The sequence below is a fragment of the Rathayibacter sp. PhB151 genome, from assembly GCF_004366415.1.
Classification (GTDB): domain Bacteria; phylum Actinomycetota; class Actinomycetes; order Actinomycetales; family Microbacteriaceae; genus Rathayibacter; species Rathayibacter festucae.
The window spans coordinates 990,441-1,012,347 of sequence record NZ_SOEN01000007.1; the positions used below are offsets into that span (position 1 = coordinate 990,441).

The following is a 21,907-nucleotide window of genomic DNA, read 5'->3' on the forward strand; positions in this document are numbered from 1 at the left end:
CCCGCGCCGGATCTCGATACGCCCTCTCCGAGGGCTACTCGACCAGCAGGAAAGCGGCGTCTCGAGACCCGCCTACTCGAACAGCTCGCCCGGATTCGTCACGCGCCAGCCGAAGCCCGGGTCCGCGATCGTCCCGTCCGCGACGAGCGGCACCGGGTACGCCTGCCCGTTCACGTCCACGTTCACGGTGCCGACCTCCTGCCCGTCCGCGACGACCTCGACCGGATCGAGCGACACGCTCGTGGTGACGGTCGTCGCTCCCCAGACCAGGAGCGACTGCGCCTCGCTGGTCTCCGCCACCGCCGACTCGCCCCAGGCGCTGGTGTAGCTGCCGAAGTCCTGCCCCTCCTCGGTCAGCGTCACCGTGCGGAAGCCCGCCTCGACCGTCGGGATCAGCGTCAGCACGTCCGCCGCCAGCTGCGGGTGCGTCCGCGCCCCCACCACGACGCCGACCATCGTGACCGGTCGGCCCTCGACCGTGGCGTCGAGCGAGAACAGCAGGCACGCGCCCGCCTCGTCGGTCGTGCCGGTCTTGATCCCGTCCACCCCGGCCTGCCCGAGGAGCTTGTTCGTGTTCTCGACCGTCCCCACTCCCGGGATCACCGCGGAGGGCATCGCCACGATCGGCGCCAGAACCGGATCGCCGATCAGCAGCTCGCCGAGCACCACCATCTCGAGGGTCGTACTCACAGTGGCCGGCGACAGCCCGCTGGTGTCCGCGACCACGGTGCCGGTCAGTCCGCGCTCGTCGAGCCAGGTGCGGGCGGCGGCGAGGTAGCCCTCCTCCGAGCCGAAGGCCCAGACGGCGAGCGACTTCGCGTAGTTGTTGGCCGAGGGCAGCATCAGCACGGTCAGCGCCTCGCGCTCCGTCAGCTCCAGCCCGGCCGACACCGGAGCGACCGAGCCGTTCTCGGCGACCGAGTCGTTGTAGTAGCCGACATCCGTGCTCGTGAACGCGATCATCTCGCCGTCCGTCCCCTCCGCGATCGGCTTCGCCGACAGCACCACCAGCGCCGTCACCACCTTCGCGATGCTGCCGATCGGCAGCTGCCCGGTCGAGCCGTAGGTGGAGAGCATCCCGCCGTCCGCCGGCCCCTGCACGCCCACCGCCGAGATCGCCCCGGCCCCGTAGGACGGCCACGCGACCGCGGGCGCATCGATCACCGTCGACGGCGTCTCCTGAACGACGGCCGTCGCGACGGGCAGCTCGGCACCGGCCGCGTTCGCCGCGTACGCGCCGCCGGCGCTGACGACCGCCGCCGCGAGGACGACGCCGATCACCGCGAGCGCTCGAGGGCGCCGACGCCGGGGTGCGGCGGGTGCCGTCTCCGGAGTGACGCTGCCCACGACGTCGATCGGCGAGCGGTCGGGGCCGGTGGGAGAAGTCACCCGGTCATCGTAGGCGGACCCCCGCCGGACACCGCGGAGGCTGCGCGGGACGCCCGCTCTCGGCTCAGCGCCCCCGCGTCAGCGCCCAGAGCGCGACGGCGCTCGCCGAGGCCACGTTGAGCGAGTCGACCCCGTGCAGCATCGGAATGGTCACCACGGTGTCGGCCGCGTCCAGCGCCGCCCGGCTCAGCCCGTCGCCCTCCGCACCCAGCACGATGGCCACGCGCTCGGGCCGCACCGCCGCGTACTCGTCCAGCGGCACCGCGTCCGGCGCGAGCGCCAGCGCCGCGACCGAGAACCCCGCGGCGAGCAGCTCGGTCCGCGCCGGCCCCCACTCCGGGATCCGCGTCCACGGCACCTGCAGCACCGTCCCCATGCTCACCCGCACGCTCCGCCGGTAGAGCGGGTCCGCGCAGCGCGGGCTCACCAGCACCGCGTCCGCGCCCATGCCCGCCGCCGCGCGGAAGACGGCGCCGACGTTCGTGTGATCGACGAGGTCCTCGAGGATGACGACGAGCCGCGCGTCCTCGAGCAGCGACGCCATCGACGGCAGCTCCGGCCGCCGCATCGACGCGAGCGCCCCGCGGTGCAGGTGGAACCCGGTCAGCTCCTCGATCATCGCGTCCGGCCCGACGAACACCGGCACGTCCGGGAAGCGCTCGAGCACTTCCGCCGCGTCCGGCAGCCGCTTCTCCTGCACCAGCACCGACTTCGGCACGTGCCCGGCGTCGAGCGCGCGGACGATCACCTTCGACGACTCCGCGATGTAGAGCCCGCCCTCGGGCTCGAGCACCCGGCGCAGCGCCACGTCGGTCAGGCGGTGGTAGTCCGCCAGGAGCGGGTGGTCGAGGTCCTCGATGTGCACGATCGGCATCCCGGAACCCTAGGGCACCGCGCGGTCTAAACTGGCCGATGGAGTGCCCGCGTGCGCGGGTGTCCGAGGGAGGCGTGGATGGAGTCGGGTCCGACACCGATCGCCGACGGCAGCAGTGCCGATCAGGCCGACGAGCAGCAGGCCGACCTGCAGCGGGCCGACGAGCAGCGCTCCGCCGCCCTCGACCGCACCGTCGAGCTCCTGACCGGTCGCCGGATCGCCGCCGTCACCGGCGCGGGCGTCAGCACCGACTCCGGCATCCCCGACTACCGCGGCGCGGGAGCCCCCGTTCGCAGCCCGATGACCTACTCCCAGTTCGTCGCCGACCCCGACTACCGCCGCCGCTACTGGGCCGGCAGCCAGCTCGGCTGGCGCCGTTTCACCGCCACTCTGCCGAACGACGGCCATCGCGCCCTCGCGCGGCTCGAGGAGCGCGGCCTGCTCACCGGTGTCGTGACGCAGAACGTGGACGGCCTGCACGTGCGCGCCGGCTCGCAGCGCGTGGTCGACCTGCACGGCTCCGCCGACCGCGTCCGCTGCATGACCTGCGGCCAGTACTTCGCCCGCGACGCGATCGCCGAGCGCATCGAGGCGCTCAACCCCTGGCTCGACGACCCCGACATCTCCTCGCTCAACCCCGACGGCGACGCCGAGGTGCACGACGTCTCGGCGATGACCGTCCCCGAGTGCACGGTCTGCGGCGGGATCCTCAAGCCCGACATCGTCTTCTTCGGCGAGTTCATCCCGACCGAGCGGTTCGAGGAGGCGCGCGCCATCGTCGCGGGCGCCGACGCGCTGCTCGTGGCGGGCTCGTCCCTCGTCGTCAACTCCGGCATCCGCTTCCTCGAGATCGCCCGGCGCGCGAAGATGCCGATCGTCATCGTCAATCGCGGCACCACCAAGGGCGACTCGCGGGCCGGCATCAAGATCGACGGCGGCACGAGCGAGGTCCTCCGCGCCCTCGCCGAGCGCCTCCCGTCGCGCTGACCCACCGCTCCCCCACCACCCGAGAGGCCCTCGTGACCCAGCTCACCCTCGTCCGGCACGGCCAGACCGACTGGAACGCCGCCCGCCGCATCCAGGGCGCGAGCGACATCCCGCTCAACGACACCGGCCGCTCGCAGGCCCGCGCCGCCGCCCGGCTGCTGCGCGAGCGCGACTGGGACGTCGTCGTTGCCAGCCCGCTGCAGCGCGCACACGAGACCGGGGCGATCATCGCCCGCGGTCTCGGACTGCCCGAGCCCGAGGTCGTCGAGGGCGTCGCCGAGCGCGCCTACGGCGAGGCCGAGGGCATGACCGGCGACGAGCTCCGCGAGCTCTTCCCCGGCGGCATCGAGGGCGCCCGCATCCCCGGCTGCGAGACCCGCGCCCAGGTCGTCGAGCGCGCCACGGCCGCGCTGCTCGAGATCGCCGAGCGCTTCCCGGAGCAGCGCGTGATCGTCGCGACGCACGGCGCCGTCATCGGCAGCCTGCTCCGCGCCCTCAGCGAGGACGAGCTGCCCGCCCAGGGCGCCACGGTGGGCAACGGCTCGCGGCACGACTTCGCGATCGTCGACGGCGCCCTGCAGATCGTCGCGGTCGACGACTCCGGCGACGTCGTCGTGGTCGACGCCGATCTGCAGTCCGACCTGGACGACGTGCTCAGTCCGAGCGCACCCGCCTGACGCCGCGTCCGGCGCCGCTCAGCGCCCGACGCTCGTCAGCAGCTCCAGCAGCACCCGCGCGGAGTCGCGCCACGAGTACGCCGCCGCCCGCTCCCGCGCCTTCGCCGACAGCTCCCGCCAGCGCTCCGGGTCCTCGAGCGAGCGCACGCCCTCGGCGATGCCCTTCGCGCTCGAGGGATCCACGTAGACCGCGGCGTCACCGCCGATCTCGCGGAAGATCGGGATGTCGCTGACGACGACCGGCGTGCCGAGCGCCATCGCCTCGACCAGCGGGATCCCGAAGCCCTCGTCCCGGCTCGCGGTCACCAGCGCCGTGGCGCGCGCGAGCGCCTCGCGGTAGGAGGCGTCGTCCGCCCCCTGGTGGAAGACCAGCTTCGCCGTCGGCGCGAGCGAGCGGAGGGTCTCCACCGTCTCGTCGCTCGCCCGGCTCATCAGGTGCAGCTCGTAGTCGGGCAGCAGCCGCATCGCCCGCGCCAGCGACTCCACGTTCTTGTAGGGCATGAACGAGCCCATGTAGACGAGCGAGCGCGCATCGGAGCGGTCGGGCAGCGCCGCCGCGAGGGCCGCGCTCGCCTCGTCCGGCGCCGTGGCCGCATTCGGCACCACGACGACCGGCCGGGTCGTCAGCCGGTGCGTGCGGAGCAGCCCGCGGGTCGTCTCGGACACCGTCACGATCGCATCGGCGCGCTGCAGCAGGCGCCGCTGCGGCCACCACGCCAGGTGGTAGAGCCGCCAGAGCCCGCGGACCGGCAGCGGCAGGTCGCGCGGCGGCGTGCGATGGCGGTAGTAGATCAGGTCGTGCACGGTGAGCACGAGCCGGTAGCGCCGGCCGAGCGAGCCCATCGTCTGCATCGGCGAGAACACGACGTCGGGCCGCAGCCGGTTCACCAGCAGCGCCACGAACGGCTCGAACGGCCCCGTGGGCGAGGTGACCTTCTCCCACGGCAGATCCGGCAGCATCGCCCGCTGCCGGCGGTCGCTGATCAGCATCGTCACGTCGTGCAGCTTCGCCAGCTCGGCCACGATCTCCGCGGTGTAGCGGCTGATGCCGTCGTGGCGCTCGAGCCGGGTGTACCGGCAGTCGACGACGATCCTCATCGGTCGATCCCCTCGTCCAGGGCCGCGCGGAGGACGGCGGCCGCCTCGTCCGGCGTCTCGTAGTGGATGAGGTGGCCGACCCCGTCGATCACGTGCAGGCGGGCGTGCGGCAGCGCTTCGAGCAGTCGGTACTGCGCGGAGAGCGGGGTGATGTCGTCCTGCGCCGCGGCGATCAGCAGCGTCGGCACCGCGATCCGCGCGGCGTACTCACTGACGTCGTGCGAGACCGAGGCGCGGAACGCCTCCAGCACCGTGTCGCGCGAGGCGAAGGCGCTGAAGTAGCGGTCGTGCTGGTCGTGCACGAAGCGGCGCAGCGGCCCGTCCTCGGTCTTCACCATCGCGAGGCTCATCACCCGCACGATCAGCGGGTCGCCGAGCAGGCGCAGCCCGAGCGGGCGGGGCAGCACCGCGCCGAGGCGGTAGTAGAGCACCGCGAGCCGGGTCAGCACGCCGCGGGGCCCCGCGAGGGCGGGCGCGGCGATCGGATTGACGAGCACGAGCAGCGGCGTCTCCAGCCCGCCCGCGACGGCCGCCGCGGAGACGATCGAGCCGAAGGAGTGCCCGAGCACGACCGCACTTCCCCGCAGCCCGAGCGCATCGAGGAACTCGCCGAGCCAGGCGGCGTAGCCCTCGACGTCGTGCGCGTGCGCCGTCATCGGCGGCGACGCGCCGAAGCCGGGCAGGTCGGGCGCGACCACGCGGGCGTCCGCTCCGCCGGCCAGCAGCCGCGCGATCACCGGCTCCAGCCCGTGGTGCTCGCCGCGGAATCCGTGCACCAGGACCAGCACGGTCCCCGCGTCGGGGTCGCCGTAGCTCCAGTAGGCGGTGGTGGCCCCGGCGACGTCGACGGCGCTCTCGCTGATGGCGAGTCGCCCGAGGTCGGCGGCGTAGGGGGAGGCTATGGTCATGACGGTCCCCATCGTAGGGAAAGCCCGTGGAACTTCCCGCCGCAACGCCTTGCGGGCCCTCGATCCGAGCCGCAAGCATGAAGGCGCGTTCGCACGCGACGCACCGCCCGTCCCCCGTCCTCCGCTCCGATTCCGGCGCGGCGCCGGTCATCCGCTCAGGCAGCAGCAGAAGGAGCACCGTGAGCTTCACGTCCCCGATCCAACTCCCCGGGCTCGCCCTCGATCCGCAGTGGTACCGCAGGGCCGTGTTCTACGAGGTCATGATCCGGTCGTACTACGACTCGAACGGAGACGGCGCCGGCGACATCAACGGCCTGGCGTCCAAGCTCGACTACCTGCAGTGGCTCGGCATCGACGCGCTCTGGCTGCCGCCCTTCTACATGTCGCCGCTGCGCGACGGCGGCTACGACGTCTCCGACTTCAAGGCGATCCTCCCCGAGTTCGGCACCATGGAGGACTTCCGCGAGCTGGTCCGCAAAGCCCACGAGCGCAACATGCGCATCGTGATGGACTTCCCGCTGAACCACACCAGCGACCAGCACGAGTGGTTCCAGCAGTCGCGCTCCGACCCCGAGGGCCCCTACGGCGACTTCTACGTCTGGAACGACACCGACGACAAGTACCCGGACATCCGGATCATCTTCGTCGACACCGAGGACTCCAACTGGGCCTTCGACGCCGAGCGCCGCCAGTTCTACTTCCACCGCTTCTTCTCGCACCAGCCCGACCTCAACTTCGAGAACCCGGCCGTCCACGAGGCGATCCACGACGTCGTCAAGTTCTGGCTCGACCTGGGCGTCGACGGCATCCGGCTCGACGCGATCCCCTACCTCTACGAGTCCGACGAGGGCAACGGCGAGGGCGAGCCGCCCACGCACGACTTCATCAAGAACCTGCGGACGATGGTCGACCGCGACTACCCCGGCCGCATCCTGATCGCCGAGGCGAACCAGTGGCCGCGCGAGGTCGCCGCGTTCTTCGGCACGGAGGAGGAGCCGGAGTGCCACATGGCCTTCGACTTCCCGGTCATGCCGCGCATCTTCTACTCCCTCCGCGCGCAGACCGCGAACGAGCTGAAGAAGGTGCTCTCCGAGACCTTCGACATCCCCTCGGGCGCCGCCTGGGGCGTCTTCCTGCGCAACCACGACGAGCTCACCCTCGAGATGGTCTCGGAGGAGTACCGCCAGGCGATGTACGGCTGGTACGCCTACGACCCGCGGATGCGCTCCAACATCGGCATCCGCCGCCGGCTGGCGCCGCTGCTCGACAACTCGCGCGCCGAGCTCGAGCTGATCAACGCCCTGCTCTTCTCGCTGGCCGGCAGCCCGTTCCTCTACTACGGGGACGAGATCGGCATGGGCGACAACATCTGGCTGAACGACCGCGACGCCTCCCGCACCCCGATGCAGTGGACCCCGGACCGCAACGCCGGCTTCTCGGCCGCCGACCCGGGCAAGCTCGTCCAGCCGATCGTCCAGTCGCTCGTCTACCACTACAACCAGGTCAACGTGGAGGCGCAGCTCGCCCAGTCGCGCTCGCTGCTGCACTGGATGCGGAACGTCCTGCACGTGCGCCGCGGCCACCCGGCCTTCGGCCTCGGCTCGATGCGCGTGCTCGAGACCGACCACGAGTCGGTGCTCGCCTTCGTCCGCGACTACGCCGGCTCCGGCACCGCGATGGGCGACCAGCCGGAGGAGGTGCTCTGCGTCTTCAGCTTCAACCACAACCCGGTCTCGGTGACGATCACCGACCCCGAGAACCCCGGCTCGACGCTCACCGACCTCTTCGGCGGCGGCCGCTTCCCCGGCTTCTCCGAGGACGGCGCGCTGACGATGACGCTCGGCACCCAGGGCTTCTTCTGGCTGCACGTCGCGAAGGCGGGCCAGACCCGCGAGGGACTCACCCGCTGATCCGGCCCTCGCCCGCTCGACCGCGCAGCACGCCGCGGGGCCTCCCGACGATGTCGGAGGCCCCGCCTAGGCTGTCGGCGTGAGCACCACCGAGACGAACCAGGCACCGACGCTCTTCGACGAGAGCCTCCTCGACGAAGCCGGGTCCACCGGCGCGTCGGCAGGGTCGTCGGAGGCGCCGGCCGGCTCCGACGGCGCCCGCTGGTACGACCGTCTTGCCGTCTTCGACCTCGAGACCACCGGCATCGACGTCCGCACCAGCCGCATCGTGACCGCGCACGTCGGCGTCATCGACGCCGACGGCACCCCGGTCGAGGGCACCACCTGGCTCGCCGATCCGGGCGTCGAGATCCCGGCCGGCGCCAGCGCCGTGCACGGCATCAGCACCGAGCACGCCCGCGAGCACGGCCGCCCCGCCGGCGAGGTCGTCGCCGAAGTGTCGGAGGCGCTGCGCTCGCTCCTGGCCCGCGGGATCCCCGTCGTCGTCTACAACGCCCCCTACGACCTCTCGCTGCTCGCCTTCGAGGCGCGTCGCTGGGGCGTCCCGGTGCTGATCGACCCGAGTCCCGTGATCGACCCGCTCGTGATCGACAAGGCCGTCGACCGCTACCGCAAGGGCAAGCGCACCCTCGTCCAGGCCGCGCTGCACTACGGCGTCCCGCTGACCGAGGCGCACGACGCCGGTGCCGATGCGATCGCCGCGGGACGGGTCGCGCAGGCCCTCGGCCGCGCCTTCGCCGAGGAGCTCGGCGGCGGTGCCGAGGCGCTGCACGCCCTGCAGATCGACTGGTGCCGCACGCAGGCCGAGTCGTTCCAGGAGTACATGCGCCGCGTCCGCGACGAGAGCTTCGTCGCCGACGGCGCCTGGCCCGTCCGGCACTGAGCGTCCCGTTCCGACCTCGGCACCGACGACGCGGCTCAGGTGAGCGTGCGCCCCTCCGCGAGCAGCGCCACGTACTCCGCGATCCGCCGCTCCCGCGTCTCCGGCCGCTTCAGCTGCGACAGCCGGAAGAGGAACGCGAAGCGCTTCTGCCCACCGACCGTCGCGAAGAAGGCGGCGGCCGCCGGATCCGCGGCCAGTGCCGCCGTGAAGTCGTCCGGCACCTCCGCGTCGCGCTGCCGGTAGGCGGCGTCCCAGCGTCCGTCCGCCCGCGCCCGCTCCACCTCGGCGAGCCCGGCCGGCAGCATCCGGCCCTCCTCGAGCAGCCGCGCCACGTGGTCGCGGTTCACCTTCGACCACGGGCTCGCCCGGCGCCGCGGTGTGAACGCCTGCAGCTTGAACTGCTCGTCGAAGGCACCCGCCTGCCCGTCGATCCAGCCGTGGCAGAGTGCGACGTCGAGCGCCTCCGCGTAGGTGATGCCCGGGTCGACGGCCGCCTTCTTCCGCAGCTTCAACCGCACACCGCCCGGGTCCGGCTCACCGCGGAGGTAGGCGTCCCACTCCTCGGGCGTCGTGAGCGGCAGGATCGGCTTGTCGGCGAAGGACACCATCCCCGGACGCTACCGCCTTCGGGCCCGTCGCGTCACGGGCCCGGAACCGGTGCTCCCGTCACGAGGACATGCGGCGACCCCCGCGCGCAACCGCTCGACCGCCGCCCCGCGCTGCGCTGGGATCGGAGGACAGCGGGACCACCCGAGTCCCCGGCAAGGAGCAGTCATGCCCACCATCCGCACGGTCACCGTCCTCGGCAGCGGAGTCCTCGGCTCCCAGATCGCGTTCCAGGCCGCCTTCCACGGCTTCGCCGTCACCAGCTACGACGTCACCGACGAGGTGCTCGACGCCGCGCGCGAGCGCTTCCGCGGGCTCGCCGGCGTCTACGAGTCGGCCCAGGTCTCCGGAGGGATCCCCGGCGGCGCCGCCGCGGCCCTCGAGTCGCTGCGCCTCACCTCCGACCTCGCCGAGGCCGTCGCCGACGCCGACCTCGTGATCGAGGCCGTCCCCGAGGACCTCGCGCTCAAGCAGGAGCTCTACGGCCGACTCGGCGACCTCGCCCCCGAGCGGACGATCTTCGCCACCAACTCCTCGACGCTGCTCCCCAGCGATCTGAAGGAGTCGACCGGCCGCCCCGACCGCTTCCTCGCCCTGCACTACGCCAACCACGTCTGGGTGCAGAACACCGCAGAGATCATGGGCACCGCCGACACCGACCCGGCCGTCGTCGACGCGGTCGTCGCCTTCGCGGTCGAGAGCGGTCTCGAGCCGATCCGCCTGCAGAAGGAGAAGGCCGGCTACCTGCTCAACTCGCTGCTGGTGCCGCTCCTGAACGCCGCGAGCGGCCTCCTGATGGGCGGCTACGCCGACCCCGAGACCATCGACAAGACCTGGCGGATCGGCACCGGCGCCCCGCTCGGCCCCTTCCAGATCTTCGACGTCATCGGCCTCAACACCGCCTACCACGTCGCCGTCGCCGCCCCCGACGAGGCCTCCCAGGCCTTCGCCGCCCACCTCAAGACCGAGTACCTCGACCAGGGCAAGCTCGGCACCGCCACCGGCGAGGGTTTCTACCGCTACTGATCCGACCGACTGCCCGATCAGCAGAGGAAGAGGACTCGCTCCGCGAACTGCATCGCGACTCATGCTGGTCGAGTAGCCGCACAGCGGCGTATCGAGACCCGGCGACCACCGTGCAGGCGGTGGTGGATCTCGATACGCCCGCTCCGCGGGCTACTCGATCAGCAGGAAGCGGCCGGCTGCCGGGTCGTCCGATCAGCAGAGGGAAGCGGACTCGCTCCGCGAGCTGCATCGCCACTCATGCTGGTCGAGTAGCCCCGCAGGGGCGTCTCGAGACCCGCCCACCCCGAGGACGTCGGCCTCTTCCCCGCCCTGCGCTGGCGCCCACGTCGAAGGGCCCCCGACCGCGAGGTCGAGGGCCCTTCGGAGGCTGGAGGCCGGAGCCTACTTGCCGAAGTTCTTGTAGCGCGAGTTGAACTTCTCGACGCGGCCGGCCGAGTCCATGATGCGCTGCTTGCCCGTGTAGAACGGGTGCGAGGCGGACGAGATCTCGACGTCGATGACGGGGTACGTGACGCCGTCGAGCTCGATCGTCTTGCTGCTGGTCGCCGTCGAGCGGGTGAGGAAGGTCTCACCGGAGGCGAGGTCGCGGAACACGATGGCCTCGTACTTGGGGTGGATGTCGGTCTGCATGATCGTGTCCTGTCGCTTGTGGTCCTGAACCGCGCCTGTCGTCGACGGGTGCGGGTGGATGAGTGGCGGGCGCACCGCGAACGGGCCCGAACCAGCTACCGAGAATAGCAGACGGTCGCCGCCGCGGGGAGGTGCGTCACGCGGTTGAGCGAGCCCGCGCTCAGCGGGCCCGGGCCGAGTAGCGCCCGTTCTCGTGGGTCAGCGCGATGTCGAGCCCGAACGCGTCCGCGAGGGTCGCCTCGGTGAGCGCCTCAGCCAGGGGGCCTGCGGCGACCACGGCGCCGTCGCGCAGCAGCAGCGCGTGCGTGAAGCCGGCCGGGATCTCCTCGACGTGGTGGGTCACCATCACGATCGCGGGCGAGGCCGGGTCCTGCGCGAAGCCGCCGAGCAGCTGCACGAGCTCCTCGCGGGCGCCGAGGTCGAGGCTGCCGGCCGGCTCGTCGAGCAGCAGCAGCTCCGGGTCGGTCATGATCGCGCGGGCGATCTGGACGCGCTTCTGCTCGCCGTCGGAGAGGGTGCCGAAGGTGCGGTCGGCGAGGTGGTCGAGCTTCCACTCCACCAGGACGCGGCGCGCGCGGCGCTCATCGATCTCGTCGTAGCCCTCGTTCCAGCGCCCGGTCACCGCGTACGCCGCGGTCATCACCACGTCGAGCACCGTCTCGCCCGCGGGCAGGCGGCGCGCCATCGCGGTCGACGCGTAGCCGATCCGGGGGCGCAACTCGAAGACGTCGACGCGGCCGAGCGTCTCCTCGAGCAGGTGCGCCGAGCCGGTCGACGGATAGTTCTGCGCCGCGGCGATCTGCAGGATCGAGGTCTTCCCGGCTCCGTTGGAGCCGAGGATCACCCAGCGCTCCTCCTCGGACACGGTCCAGTCGACGTGATCGAGGATCCGCTTGCCGTTCCGGACGAAGGACACATCGACGAACGAGACAACGCTGGGCATGCGATCCAGTCTAAAGGGAGCGGGCGGCGGGCTCAGACGAGCGAGTCGTAGATCGCACGGGTGTCCCTGGCGATCTGCGTCCAGCTGAAGTCGCTCTGCGCGCGCAGGCGGCCGGCCTCGCCCATCCGCTTCGCGGCGGCCGGGTCGGCGACGACCTCGGCCATCGCGGCCGCGAGGTCGGCGACGTAGCGCTCCGGATCCACCGGTGTGCCGGTGCCGTCCGTCACCTGCTCGATCGGCACCAGGCGCCCGGTCACGCCGTCGACGACGACCTCCGGGATGCCGCCGGTCGCGGTCCCGACGACCGCGGCACCGCACGCCATCGCCTCGAGGTTCACGATGCCCAGCGGCTCGTAGATCGACGGGCAGACGAACGTGGTCGCGGCGGTCAGCACCGCGGAGAGCTGGTGGCGCGGCAGGTGGCGGTCGATCCAGACGACGCCGGTGCGCTCCTGCTGGAGCCCCCGCACGAGCGCGGTGACCTCGGCCATGATCTCGGGGGTGTCCGGGGCGCCTGCGCAGAGCACCAGCTGCACCTCCGGCGGCAGCATCGCGGCCGCGCGCAGCAGGTAGGGCAGCCCCTTCTGCCGGGTGATCCGGCCGACGAAGACGACGGAGGGGCGCGACGGGTCGATGCCCAGCTCGGCGAGGACGGCCTCGTCCTCCACCGGGTGCCACGCGTCGAGGTCGATGCCGTTGTAGACGACGTGCACCTTCGCCGGGTCCAGAGCGGGGTACGAGCGGAGGATGTCGTTCCGCATCCCGCCGGAGACCGCGATCACCGCATCGGCGCTCTCGTACGCCTCGCGCTCGATCCAGCTCGAGACGCGGTAGCCGCCCCCGAGCTGCTCGGCCTTCCACGGGCGCAGCGGCTCGAGGCTGTGCGCCGAGACGACGTGCGGGATGCCGTGCAGCAGCTGCGCGAGGCGCCCGGCCGCGTTGGCGTACCAGGTGTGCGAGTGCACGAGATCGGCTCCGGCCGCGTCCTGGGCGATCTGGAGATCGACGCCCAGGGTCTGCAGCGCGCCGTTGGCCTGCGCCAGCTCGGCCGGCACCGGATACGCGAACGCCCCCTCCTCGTCCCTCGGCGCGCCGAAGCAGCGCACCACGACCTCGATGTCGTGGCGGAGGGCCTTGGTGAGCTCGGCCACGTGCACGCCGGCTCCCCCGTACACCTCGGGCGGATATTCCTTGGTCAGCAGATCGACTCGCACACCCCGAACCGTAGTACAGCGCGATCCCCCGGCGACAGCCGACTTCACGCGGGTTCGCGGACCACCGCCAACCCCTACTGTGGAGCCATGCAGTCAAAGAAGATTTTCGGCATCGTCCTCGCGGGTGGCGAAGGCAAGCGGCTCATGCCCCTCACGGCGGACCGGGCCAAGCCCGCGGTGCCGTTCGGCGGGCAGTACCGTCTGATCGACTTCGCGCTGTCCAACCTCATCAACTCGGGTCTGACCCAGATCGTGGTGCTGACGCAGTACAAGTCGCACTCGCTCGACCGCCACGTCTCGCAGACCTGGACGCTCTCGGGCCTGCTCAACTCCTACGTCGCGTCCGTCCCGGCGCAGCAGCGGCTCGGCAAGCGCTGGTTCAGCGGCTCGGCCGACGCGATCCTGCAGAGCCTCAACCTGATCCGCGACGAGAAGCCCGACATCGTCGTCGTGGTCGGCGCGGACCACGTCTACCGCATGGACTTCTCGCAGATGATCGAGGCGCACATCAAGTCGGGCGCGAAGGCGACCGTCGCGGCGATCCGCCAGCCGATCGAGCTCGCCGACCAGTTCGGCGTCATCCAGCTCGCGGGCGACGAGGCCGGCGACGGCATCGTCCCGACCAAGATCGCCGAGTTCCTCGAGAAGCCCAAGGACGCGGTCGGCCTCGCCGACTCGCCGCACGAGGTCCTCGCCTCGATGGGCAACTACGTCTTCGACGCCGACGCGCTGATCGACGCGGTCATCCGCGACGGCGAGCTCTCCACCTCCGACCACGACATGGGCGGCGACATCATCCCCGACTTCGTCGCGCGCGGCGAGGCAGGCGTCTACGACCTCAAGCTCAACGAGGTCCCCGGCTCCACCGATCGCGACCGCTACTACTGGCGCGACGTGGGGACGATCGACTCGTTCTTCGAGGCGCACCAGGACCTCATCTCGGCGCTGCCCGTCTTCAACCTCTACAACCAGCAGTGGCCGATCTTCTCGTCGCAGCTCAACTCGCCGCCCGCGAAGATCGTGCGCGACGGCAAGGGCAACCTCGGCACCACCGTCGACTCGGTCGTCTCTCTGGGCACCGTCATCTCCGGTGCCCACATCGAGCGCAGCGTCGTCGGCCCCTGGGCGGTCATCGAGTCGAACGCCACGGTCTCCGACTCGGTCGTCTTCGACAAGGTCCGGATCGGCCCGGACGCCGTGGTCGCCCGCGCTATCCTCGACAAGGACGTCGTCGTCGAGCCCGGCGCCCGTGTCGGCGTGGACCACGACCACGACCGCGAGCGCGGGTTCACCGTCACCGAGTCGGGCATCACCGTCGTCGGCAAGGGCGTCGTCGTCCGCCCGTAGCACCCCCGCGGGTCGAGAGCACTGCGCTTCCGCGCCGCCGGCCCTGCCGGCGCGCGGACCCGACCGATTGGCCCGTCCTTGAGTGAGCCTCTGCGCACACCCGCCCGCTTCCTGGTCGTCGTCGACGCCGACTCCACGCTGCTGCAGGACGAGGTGATCGAGCTGCTCGCCGCGCACGCTGGCTCCGAGGAGCGCGTCGCCGCGATCACCGAGCGCGCGATGCACGGCGAGATCGACTTCGGCGAGAGCCTGCGCGAGCGCGTCGCCACTCTGGCCGGCGTCCTCGACGACGTCTGCGCTGGAGTGAGCGGCCGCGTCCGGGTCACCCCGGGAGTGGAGGAGCTGATCGCCGGCATCCACGCCGCCGGTGGTCGGATCGGCGTCGTCTCGGGCGGCTTCCACGAGGTGCTCGATCCGGTCGCCGGGGCCCTCGGCCTCGACTTCGTCCGCGCCAACCGGCTCGGCAGCCGCGACGGCCGCCTCACCGGCTCCGTCGAGGGCCCGGTCATCGACGCCGCCGCGAAAGCCGCCGCGCTGTGCGAGTGGGCGGCGGAGTCCGGCGTCCCGCTCCGGCGGGCGATCGCGGTCGGCGACGGCGCGAACGATCTCGAGATGATGCGGGTGGCCGGCCTCTCGGTCGCCTTCAACGCGAAGCCCGTCGTCCGCGAGCGCGCCGACCTCGTCGTCGACGGCCTCGACCTCAGCCAGCTGCTGCCGGTCCTCGGCCTCCGCGGCTGACGCTGGGGCGGCGCCTCAGCCGCCCGCGGTCGCGACCAGCGCCGCCGCGCCCAGGGCCAGCGCCCAGCTGACCAGCGAGCCGACCAGGAAGTACTCCGCCTTCGAGCCGCCCTCGCCGTCGCGGGAGATCTCCGGGAAGCGCACGATGCCCTTCGCCGCGAAGACGGCGCCGGCCAGCCCGATCGCTCCGGCGAGGGTGAGCCCGGCCACGAGGAGCCGCTCCAGCGGCCCGATCGCGCGACCGCCGCGGAGATCCGGGACGCGCACCTCCTGGGGCGCCGGCCGGGCGAAGCGTGCGCGGAGCGAGAAGCGGCTGCGGGCGGCGACCGGCTGCGGCAGCTCGCGGTAGAGCGCGGCGCGCACGACGACGTTGGCGCTCTCCAGGAGGAAGAGCGCGGCGCTCCCGGCGAGCAGCGCCTGGGCGATCGGCGGCACCGGCCCGGAGCGCCCGAGCCCCGCATAGGCGTCGACCAGGGGGCCGGCGGCGGGCCCGGCCGCGCGATCCAGCACCGAGAGCACGAGGACCGCGACGACGAGGCCGACGGCGGGTCGGAGCCCACCGGGCGGCCGGGTGCCCGCCGCGGTCGTCGTGAGCAGCAGCCAGACTCCGGCGAGGACCGCGACGGTCGCGACCCCGAGCGGCGGAGCCCCGAGGCCCAGCACGGCGGAGAGCACTGCTCCCACCCAGAGCACGACGACAGCCCCGGCAGCGACCGGCCTGCCGAGGTGCGTCCGCGCGAGGTCGGCCAGTCCGACGAGCGCGAGCAGCAGCGCGGTCAGCACGCGTCCGCCAGCAGCCGCGCGCCGGTGAGCAGGGCGCCGGCGCCCGCACGCTTCAGCGCCTGCGACACCGCCGACTGCGTGATCGACTCCTGCTCGGCCAGGACCTTCTGCGGCAGCCCGCGCGCGATGCCGAGCACGAGCCGTCGGTCGCGGTCGCTCATCTCGCCGACGAGGGCGTCACGCGCGAGGAGGTAGGCGTTCACCGCGGCCTCCTGCGCGTCCGGGGCGTCCGAGGCGATGAACCAGCCCCGGGCGGTCGGCACGGCTCCGTCCTCGAGGGCGTGCGCCCGCTCGATGGCCGCTCGCGCGCGCCACCAGCCGGGCCCGTCCTGCAGGTCGCCGGCGATGCCCGAGCCGACCACCCGGACCTCGCCGCGGCCGAGGCCGACCCGGCAGTCCACCCCGGGCGGCAGCGCCAGGCGCGCCTGGAGCGTCGCCCCAAGGGCCGCGGAGACGGAGGCGTAGACCGCCTGGAACTCGTCCCCGACCGTCGGGTGCAGCGGTTCGAGTGCCGGGACCGCCGCGTCGACCGCCGCGAAGCCGCGCTCGATCTCGCGCTGCACGGAGGACCGCGCGGTGATCTCCCGGGAGTCGACCAGGTCGAGCAGCACCGCGACGACGGGGGTTTCGGTCACCGCATAAGCCTACAGCTGATATCTCTCAGATATAAGCTCTCAGCTGATACGGTCAGTGACCCATCCCGAGGCCGCCGTCGACGGGGATGACGGCGCCGGAGATGTAGTCCGCCTCGTCGCTCGCCAGCCAGCGGGTCACCTTCGCGACCTCGGCGGCCGTGCCGTAGCGGGCCAGCGGGATGCTCTTGCGGTACTCCGCCTGCTGCTCCGCCGGGAGCTCCGCCGTCATGTCGGTCTCGATGAACCCGGGTGCGACGACGTTCGCCGTGATGTTGCGGGCGCCGAGCTCGCGGGTGAGCGATCGGGCGAAGCCGACCAGCGCCGCCTTGGACGAGGAGTAGTTGATCTGACCCGGTCCGCCGTACAGGCCGACGACGCTCGAGATCAGGACGATGCGGCCGAACCTCTGCTTGAGCATCGCCTTCGACGCCCGCTTGACGACCCGGAAGGCGCCGGTGAGGTTGGTGTCGATCACGGAGGTGAAGTCCTCCTCCGACATGCGCAGCAGCAGCATGTCGCGGGTGATGCCGGCGTTCGCGACGACGACCTCGACGGGGCCGAGCTCGGCCTCGATCCGGGAGAAGGCGGCGTCGATGGACGCGGAGTCGGTGACGTCGGCGACGACGGTGAAGGAGCCCTCGGGGCCGGAGCCGGAGCGGGCGGTGACCGCGACCCGGTGACCGGCCGCCACGAACTCCTCGGCGATGGCGTAGCCGATCCCCCGGTTGCCCCCCGTGACGAGAACGGTGCGCGGCGTGGTCATGGTGTCCCTCTCCGCCGGTGCGCGGGCGGCTCCGGACGACCCGTACATCTTAGAGGCGCTCGGCGCAACACATCCGCGGATAGGGCCGTCTCAGCCTTCGCTTGGCGCGCACGACGTAGTCTTGTGGGGCTGTGAAATCACGCGAATCGCTCACCTCCCTCCCGCCGTCGCCCAGTGCCGCGCGTCGCTCCCGCGCGATCAAGTACTCCATCGCCATGGGCATCAGGATGGTCTGCGTGATCTGCCTGATCTTCGCCCAGGGCTGGTGGCTGCTCTTCTTCGCCCTCGGCGCGATCGTGCTCCCGTACTTCGCGGTCGTGCTCGCCAACGTCGGCAGCGCCGGCGAGAGCGGCACGGTCGAGCGTCCCGGCGCGATCGTGCTGTCCCGGCCGGTGCCGCCGTACGTGCCGCCCGCGGCGGACGACGCCGCACCCTCCGCCGACGCGCCCGAGGGCGGCGACCCGAGCGAGGGACGACGGTGATCCCGCTCGGCGGCGTGCCGGATCAGCACGCCTGCTCGCGCGCCGGCTGCCCGCAGACCGCGACCTGGGCGATCGAGTGGCGGAACCCGCGCATCCACACCGCGGACCGCCGGAAGACCTGGCTCGCCTGCGGTGAGCACCTCGACTACCTGCGCGAGTTCCTCGCGGCCCGGGAGTTCCCGCTCGAGGTGAAGCCGCTGCTGACGGTGGACCGCGGAGCCGCTCTGTGAGCGCCACGGCGACGCGGCCGTCCTGGCGCTTCGCCTTCTCGCGCCGCTGGTTCGGCTATCTGGCCCTCACGATCGTCTTCGCCGTCGCCTGCGTGCTGCTCTCGCGCTGGCAGGTCGCGCGGCTCGACGAAGCGGCGAGCACCAACCGGCTCGTCACCGCCAACTGGAACGCGGACCCCGTCGCACTCGACGGGCTGCTCCCCGAGGGAGCGGGCTGGGACGACGCGCTCGAGTACCGGCCCGTCGAGGTCAGCGGCGTCTACGAGACCGACGGCGAGACGCTCGTCCGCAACCGGCCGTACAACGGCAATCCCGGCTTCGAGATCCTCACGCCGCTGCGCCTCGCGGACGGCAGCGTCTTCGTCGTCGATCGCGGATGGGTCCCGGTCGGCTCCACCCAGGACTCCCCCGACGTCGTCCCGGCCCCGCCCGAGGGCGAGGTCACGGTGACGGCGCGACTCAAACCGGGCGAGGGTCGCATCGAGGGCCGCGGTGCCCCCGCCGGCCAGATCGCCACGATCCAGCTCGACGACCTCTCCGCCCAGCTCGACGAGCCGCTGCGCACCGCGGGCTACGGGCTGCTGGTCCAGGAGGACCCGGCTCCGATCGAGGAGCGGCCCCTCGCCGCGATCAAGCCGGTCGCCGACGAGGGCCTGCACATCAGCTACGCGATCCAGTGGGTGCTCTTCGCGATCATGGGCTTCGGCGGTCTCGCCTGGGCGATCCGGCACGAGTACCGGATCCGCAACGCCGACGACCCCGAGGTCATCGCCGCCGAGGAGCGCCGCGAGCAGCGCCGCCTCCGCCGCGGCCGCACCGACGCCGAGATCGAGGACGAGCTGCTCGACGCCCGCTGACGGAGCGGGATCCACCGAGATGACGCCCGCCCGCATGCATGCTGGTCGAGCAGCCGCGGCACGCGGCGTATCGAGACCCACGGCGCCGGGACTCGGGGATCCCTGGACGCCGCGGGTCAGGCCAGCATGATCAGGTCGAGGTAGTCCGCGGTCCAGTGGTCCTCGGTGCCCTCGGGCATGATCAGCACGCGCTCGGGGTTGAGCGCCTCCACGGCCCCCTCGTCGTGGCTGACCAGGACGACCGCGCCCTCGTAGTGCGCGAGCGCGTCGAGGATCTCCTCGCGGCTGGCCGGATCGAGGTTGTTGGTGGGCTCGTCGAGCAGCAGCACGTTGGCGCCCGAGACGACGATCATCGCCAGGGCGAGGCGGGTCTTCTCGCCACCGGAGAGGACGCCGGCCGGCTTGTGCGAGTCGTCGCCGGTGAAGAGGAACGAGCCCAGCACGCGGCGGGCCTCGGTCTCGGTGAGGTTCGGGCTCGAGGAGACCATGTTCTCCAGCACCGAGCGCTTGACGTCGATCGTCTCGTGCTCCTGGGCGTAGTAGCCGATGCGCAGCCCGTGGCCGGCCTCGATCACGCCCGTGTCCGGCGCGTCCACGCCGCCGAGGATGCGCAGCAGAGTCGTCTTGCCCGCACCGTTCAGGCCGAGGATGACGACCTTCGAGCCGCGGTCGATCGCGAGGTCGACCGAGGTGAAGATCTCGAGCGAGCCGTAGCTCTTCGAGAGGTTCTGCGCCTGCAGCGGGGTCCGGCCGCAGGCGGACGGGGTCGGGAAGCGGAGCTTCGCGACGCGGTCCACGGCGCGGACCTCCTCGAGGCCGCTGAGCATCCGCTCGGCGCGCGCGACCATCTGGTGCGCGGCCGCGGCCTTCGACGCCTTCGCGCCGAAGCGCGCGGCCTGCAGCTGCAGTGCCCCGGCCTTCTTCTCGACGTTGACGCGCTCCTTCTTGCGGCGCTCCTCGTCGGCCGCGCGCTGGCGGAGGTAGTTCTTCCAGTTCATGTTGTAGACGTCGATGACCTGGCGGTTGGCGTCCAGGTAGAAGACGCGATTCACGGTCTCGCCGACCAGCTCGATGTCGTGGCTGATCACGATGAAGCCGCCGCGGTAGTTCTTCAGGAACTCGCGGAGCCAGACCACGGAGTCGGCGTCGAGGTGGTTGGTCGGCTCGTCGAGGATGAGCGTCTGCGCGTCGGAGAAGAGGATGCGGGCGAGCTCGATGCGGCGGCGCTGACCACCCGAGAGCGTCTTCAGCGGCTGGTCGAGGATCCGGTCCGGCAGGTTGAGGTTGCTCGCGATCGACGCCGCCTCGGCCTCCGCCGCGTAGCCGCCGAGCGAGAGGAAGCGGTCGGTCAGGTTGCCGTACTTCTTCATCCCGGCCTCGCTGACGGCCGTGTCGCTGCTCGACATCGCGACGGTGGCCTCCTGCATGCCCAGCACCAGCTGACCGAGGCCGCGGGCGTCGAGGATGCGCGTGCGCGCCAGCTCCTCGGGGTCACCGGAGCGCGGGTCCTGCGGCAGGTAGCCGATCTCGCCGCCGCGGTCGACCGATCCCTTCGCGGCGATGAGGTCGCCGGCGAGGACCTTGGTCAGCGTCGTCTTGCCCGCGCCGTTGCGGCCGACGAGGCCGACCTTGTCGCCGTCGCCGACTCTGAAGGACACGTTCTCCATCAGGAGTCGGGCGCCGACTCGGAGTTCGAGGTCGTGCACGCTGAGCACTGTGCTGTCCGTTCCCGCCAAGAAATGGCGTTCGGTTCGGGAGGTGTGGGGCAAGAGGCCGCGGAGCGGCAGCCCCCTAGTATATTTCCTGAGCCGCGGGGCGGATCCACGTCCGCTCACCGCGGACGCGCTCGCTCCTCGCTCTCGGGCGACACGGTCTTTGGAGAACAGACATGTCCAGCTACTCTCTCGCCCCGTCGCGACCGGTCCTGGCGGACCGGCTGCTCACCCGCTCGCTGGTCACCGATCTGGTGCTCGTCCTCGCCGCCGCCGCGTTCACCGCCGGCATGGCGCAGCTGTACATCCCGATGTGGCCGGTCCCGATCACGGGCCAGACCTTCGCGGTCCTGCTCGTCGGCACCACCCTCGGCGCCCTGCGCGGCGCACTCTCGATGGGCGTCTACGCGCTCGTCGGCGCACTCGGCGCCCCGATCTTCACCGAGGGCTCGAGCGGCTGGGCCGTCCTGGCCGGCCCGACCGGCGGCTACATCGTCGGCTTCGTCCTCGCCTCGATCGTCACCGGCCGGCTCGCGCAGCGCCAGTGGGACCGCCGCATCGTCGGCACCGCCGTCACCTTCCTCGCCGGCACCGCCACGATCTACCTGGTCGGCCTCCCCTGGCTCGCCACCGCGCTCGGCTCGATGGGCTACCCGGCCGACCTCGGCTCGGTGCTGACCGCCGGCCTCGTGCCCTTCCTCGTCGGCGACACCCTCAAGATCCTGCTCGCCGCGGCGCTGCTGCCCACCACCTGGGCGCTGCTCGGCCGCCGCAAGGGCTGACCCGCCCCGCACGCACGACGAAGGGCCCGGAGGATGATCCTCCGGGCCCTTCGCCGTACCTGCCGCCGATCGAGCGGCGCGGCTCTCGATCGAGAAGGCTCTAGATCGAGAAGCCGAGGGCGCGCATCATGTCGCGGCCGTCCTCGGTGATCCGGTCCGGGCCCCACGGCGGCATCCAGACCCAGTTGATCCGGAACGCCTCCACGACGCCGTCGAGCGACTCCGCGGTCTGCTCCTCGAGCACGTCCGTCAGCGGGCAGCCCGCCGAGGTCAGTGTCATGTGGATGACCAGGGCGTCGTTCTCGTCGTCCCAGCCCAGGTCGTAGATCAGGCCGAGGTCGACGACGTTGACACCGAGCTCGGGGTCCATGACGTCCTTGAGCGCCTCCTCGACCTGGTCGAAGAGCTTCGGGTCGAGCGTGGTGACCGCCAT

The 21,907-nt window shown here is 72.0% G+C and carries 24 protein-coding genes; 11 read left to right on the forward strand and 13 right to left on the reverse strand.

The features are described 5' to 3' along the window. Positions 1-72: 72 nt before the first annotated feature. Both EDF35_RS12140 and EDF35_RS12145 read right to left on the reverse strand, forming a co-directional pair. Entirely contained in the window at positions 73-1,389 is a 1,317-nt protein-coding gene (locus tag EDF35_RS12140) for a D-alanyl-D-alanine carboxypeptidase (protein ID WP_133962516.1), read from the reverse strand. 64 nt (positions 1,390-1,453) lie between these two features. Beyond that, positions 1,454-2,263: an RNA methyltransferase gene (locus EDF35_RS12145; protein WP_123704261.1), complete on the reverse strand. Its 810-nt coding sequence runs from the start codon at positions 2,261-2,263 to the stop codon at positions 1,454-1,456. A 78-nt stretch (positions 2,264-2,341) separates the two neighbouring features. On the opposite strand from EDF35_RS12145, the gene EDF35_RS12150 reads away from it, so the two are divergent. Both EDF35_RS12150 and EDF35_RS12155 read left to right on the forward strand, forming a co-directional pair. Then, the gene (locus EDF35_RS12150; protein ID WP_133962517.1) at positions 2,342-3,250 is read left to right on the forward strand and encodes a Sir2 family NAD-dependent protein deacetylase; all 909 of its coding nucleotides are present in this window, start codon (positions 2,342-2,344) and stop codon (positions 3,248-3,250) included. A 32-nt stretch (positions 3,251-3,282) separates the two neighbouring features. Continuing rightward, positions 3,283-3,927 (forward strand): histidine phosphatase family protein, encoded by a 645-nt coding sequence (locus tag EDF35_RS12155; RefSeq protein ID WP_166674094.1) that lies wholly within the window; start codon positions 3,283-3,285, stop codon positions 3,925-3,927. A gap of 18 nt (positions 3,928-3,945) precedes the next feature. Here the strand turns inward: EDF35_RS12155 and EDF35_RS12160 are convergent, their stop codons facing one another. Further along, positions 3,946-5,025, reverse strand: a complete 1,080-nt coding sequence (locus EDF35_RS12160) for a glycosyltransferase family 1 protein (RefSeq protein ID WP_133962519.1) — start codon at positions 5,023-5,025, stop codon at positions 3,946-3,948. Continuing rightward, complete coding sequence (locus EDF35_RS12165) at positions 5,022-5,933, reverse strand: alpha/beta hydrolase (protein WP_133962520.1); 912 nt, start codon at positions 5,931-5,933, stop codon at positions 5,022-5,024. Before EDF35_RS12165 ends, EDF35_RS12160 begins: the two co-directional genes overlap by 4 nt. A gap of 179 nt (positions 5,934-6,112) precedes the next feature. Here EDF35_RS12165 and treS point away from each other — a divergent pair, with 179 nt between their 5' ends. Together treS and EDF35_RS12175 are read left to right on the forward strand one after the other, a co-directional pair. Continuing rightward, complete coding sequence (gene treS / locus EDF35_RS12170; protein WP_123733104.1) at positions 6,113-7,843, forward strand: maltose alpha-D-glucosyltransferase; 1,731 nt, start codon at positions 6,113-6,115, stop codon at positions 7,841-7,843. Between the two features lie 79 nt (positions 7,844-7,922). Then, positions 7,923-8,726 (forward strand): 3'-5' exonuclease, encoded by an 804-nt coding sequence (locus EDF35_RS12175; RefSeq protein WP_133962521.1) that lies wholly within the window; start codon positions 7,923-7,925, stop codon positions 8,724-8,726. Between the two features lie 35 nt (positions 8,727-8,761). Here EDF35_RS12175 and EDF35_RS12180 read toward each other — a convergent pair whose 3' ends face one another. Then, on the reverse strand, positions 8,762-9,334 hold the full coding sequence (locus EDF35_RS12180; RefSeq protein WP_123704275.1) for a YdeI/OmpD-associated family protein: 573 nt from the start codon (positions 9,332-9,334) through the stop codon (positions 8,762-8,764). Positions 9,335-9,500: 166 nt separating this feature from the next. On the opposite strand from EDF35_RS12180, the gene EDF35_RS12185 reads away from it, so the two are divergent. Continuing rightward, positions 9,501-10,358 carry a 3-hydroxyacyl-CoA dehydrogenase gene (locus tag EDF35_RS12185; RefSeq protein WP_133962522.1) on the forward strand — a complete coding sequence of 286 codons (858 nt, stop codon included), beginning with the start codon at positions 9,501-9,503 and terminating at the stop codon, positions 10,356-10,358. A gap of 381 nt (positions 10,359-10,739) precedes the next feature. On the opposite strand, the gene EDF35_RS12190 is transcribed toward EDF35_RS12185, so the two are convergent. From EDF35_RS12190 to glgA, 3 genes are all read right to left on the reverse strand, one after another. Continuing rightward, positions 10,740-10,988 (reverse strand): type B 50S ribosomal protein L31, encoded by a 249-nt coding sequence (locus EDF35_RS12190; RefSeq protein ID WP_123446296.1) that lies wholly within the window; start codon positions 10,986-10,988, stop codon positions 10,740-10,742. A 160-nt stretch (positions 10,989-11,148) separates the two neighbouring features. Further along, the gene (locus EDF35_RS12195) at positions 11,149-11,931 is read right to left on the reverse strand and encodes an ABC transporter ATP-binding protein (protein WP_123446295.1); all 783 of its coding nucleotides are present in this window, start codon (positions 11,929-11,931) and stop codon (positions 11,149-11,151) included. A 32-nt stretch (positions 11,932-11,963) separates the two neighbouring features. Then, positions 11,964-13,145, reverse strand: a complete 1,182-nt coding sequence (glgA, locus tag EDF35_RS12200) for a glycogen synthase (protein WP_123733099.1) — start codon at positions 13,143-13,145, stop codon at positions 11,964-11,966. Positions 13,146-13,232: 87 nt separating this feature from the next. Here glgA and EDF35_RS12205 point away from each other — a divergent pair, with 87 nt between their 5' ends. Continuing rightward, the gene (locus EDF35_RS12205) at positions 13,233-14,492 is read left to right on the forward strand and encodes a glucose-1-phosphate adenylyltransferase (RefSeq protein ID WP_123446293.1); all 1,260 of its coding nucleotides are present in this window, start codon (positions 13,233-13,235) and stop codon (positions 14,490-14,492) included. Positions 14,493-14,570: 78 nt separating this feature from the next. Further along, positions 14,571-15,230, forward strand: coding sequence for a phosphoserine phosphatase SerB (gene serB, locus EDF35_RS12210; RefSeq protein ID WP_123704280.1), 660 nt, complete (start codon positions 14,571-14,573; stop codon positions 15,228-15,230). A 15-nt stretch (positions 15,231-15,245) separates the two neighbouring features. Here serB and EDF35_RS12215 read toward each other — a convergent pair whose 3' ends face one another. From EDF35_RS12215 to EDF35_RS12225, 3 genes are read right to left on the reverse strand one after another with little or no spacing between them, the layout of a single operon-like run. Continuing rightward, complete coding sequence (locus EDF35_RS12215) at positions 15,246-16,013, reverse strand: hypothetical protein (protein WP_133962523.1); 768 nt, start codon at positions 16,011-16,013, stop codon at positions 15,246-15,248. Beyond that, complete coding sequence (locus tag EDF35_RS12220) at positions 16,007-16,648, reverse strand: SatD family protein (RefSeq protein WP_243839949.1); 642 nt, start codon at positions 16,646-16,648, stop codon at positions 16,007-16,009. The genes EDF35_RS12215 and EDF35_RS12220 overlap by 7 nt, the downstream gene beginning before the upstream one ends. Positions 16,649-16,700: 52 nt before the next feature. Continuing rightward, complete coding sequence (locus tag EDF35_RS12225; RefSeq protein ID WP_133962524.1) at positions 16,701-17,411, reverse strand: beta-ketoacyl-ACP reductase; 711 nt, start codon at positions 17,409-17,411, stop codon at positions 16,701-16,703. Between the two features lie 131 nt (positions 17,412-17,542). Here EDF35_RS12225 and EDF35_RS12230 point away from each other — a divergent pair, with 131 nt between their 5' ends. From EDF35_RS12230 to EDF35_RS12240, 3 genes are read left to right on the forward strand one after another with little or no spacing between them, the layout of a single operon-like run. After that, positions 17,543-17,893 carry a DUF3099 domain-containing protein gene (locus tag EDF35_RS12230; RefSeq protein WP_123704289.1) on the forward strand — a complete coding sequence of 117 codons (351 nt, stop codon included), beginning with the start codon at positions 17,543-17,545 and terminating at the stop codon, positions 17,891-17,893. Beyond that, positions 17,890-18,123 carry a hypothetical protein gene (locus EDF35_RS12235; RefSeq protein ID WP_243839950.1) on the forward strand — a complete coding sequence of 78 codons (234 nt, stop codon included), beginning with the start codon at positions 17,890-17,892 and terminating at the stop codon, positions 18,121-18,123. The genes EDF35_RS12230 and EDF35_RS12235 overlap by 4 nt, the downstream gene beginning before the upstream one ends. Then, positions 18,120-18,980, forward strand: a complete 861-nt coding sequence (locus tag EDF35_RS12240; protein WP_133962525.1) for an SURF1 family protein — start codon at positions 18,120-18,122, stop codon at positions 18,978-18,980. Before EDF35_RS12235 ends, EDF35_RS12240 begins: the two co-directional genes overlap by 4 nt. A gap of 116 nt (positions 18,981-19,096) precedes the next feature. Here EDF35_RS12240 and EDF35_RS12245 read toward each other — a convergent pair whose 3' ends face one another. After that, positions 19,097-20,695, reverse strand: a complete 1,599-nt coding sequence (locus EDF35_RS12245; protein ID WP_123733093.1) for an ABC-F family ATP-binding cassette domain-containing protein — start codon at positions 20,693-20,695, stop codon at positions 19,097-19,099. Positions 20,696-20,868: 173 nt separating this feature from the next. Here EDF35_RS12245 and EDF35_RS12250 point away from each other — a divergent pair, with 173 nt between their 5' ends. Then, entirely contained in the window at positions 20,869-21,474 is a 606-nt protein-coding gene (locus EDF35_RS12250) for a biotin transporter BioY (RefSeq protein ID WP_133962526.1), read from the forward strand. Positions 21,475-21,574: 100 nt separating this feature from the next. Here the strand turns inward: EDF35_RS12250 and EDF35_RS12255 are convergent, their stop codons facing one another. Continuing rightward, on the reverse strand, positions 21,575-21,907 hold the full coding sequence (locus tag EDF35_RS12255) for a metal-sulfur cluster assembly factor (protein ID WP_123446284.1): 333 nt from the start codon (positions 21,905-21,907) through the stop codon (positions 21,575-21,577).

Coding starts and splice junctions, on each gene's coding strand:
- EDF35_RS12145 (WP_123704261.1), bottom strand. CDS start 2,263: ATGCCGATCGTGCACATCGAGGACCTCGACCACCCGCTCCTGGCGGAC.
- EDF35_RS12160 (WP_133962519.1), bottom strand. CDS start 5,025: ATGAGGATCGTCGTCGACTGCCGGTACACCCGGCTCGAGCGCCACGAC.
- EDF35_RS12190 (WP_123446296.1), bottom strand. CDS start 10,988: ATGCAGACCGACATCCACCCCAAGTACGAGGCCATCGTGTTCCGCGAC.
- EDF35_RS12150 (WP_133962517.1), top strand. CDS start 2,342: ATGGAGTCGGGTCCGACACCGATCGCCGACGGCAGCAGTGCCGATCAG.
- EDF35_RS12195 (WP_123446295.1), bottom strand. CDS start 11,931: ATGCCCAGCGTTGTCTCGTTCGTCGATGTGTCCTTCGTCCGGAACGGC.
- EDF35_RS12250 (WP_133962526.1), top strand. CDS start 20,869: ATGTCCAGCTACTCTCTCGCCCCGTCGCGACCGGTCCTGGCGGACCGG.
- EDF35_RS12205 (WP_123446293.1), top strand. CDS start 13,233: ATGCAGTCAAAGAAGATTTTCGGCATCGTCCTCGCGGGTGGCGAAGGC.
- EDF35_RS12185 (WP_133962522.1), top strand. CDS start 9,501: ATGCCCACCATCCGCACGGTCACCGTCCTCGGCAGCGGAGTCCTCGGC.
- EDF35_RS12180 (WP_123704275.1), bottom strand. CDS start 9,334: ATGGTGTCCTTCGCCGACAAGCCGATCCTGCCGCTCACGACGCCCGAG.
- EDF35_RS12165 (WP_133962520.1), bottom strand. CDS start 5,933: ATGACCATAGCCTCCCCCTACGCCGCCGACCTCGGGCGACTCGCCATC.
- EDF35_RS12225 (WP_133962524.1), bottom strand. CDS start 17,411: ATGACCACGCCGCGCACCGTTCTCGTCACGGGGGGCAACCGGGGGATC.
- EDF35_RS12255 (WP_123446284.1), bottom strand. CDS start 21,907: ATGGCGGTCACCACGCTCGACCCGAAGCTCTTCGACCAGGTCGAGGAG.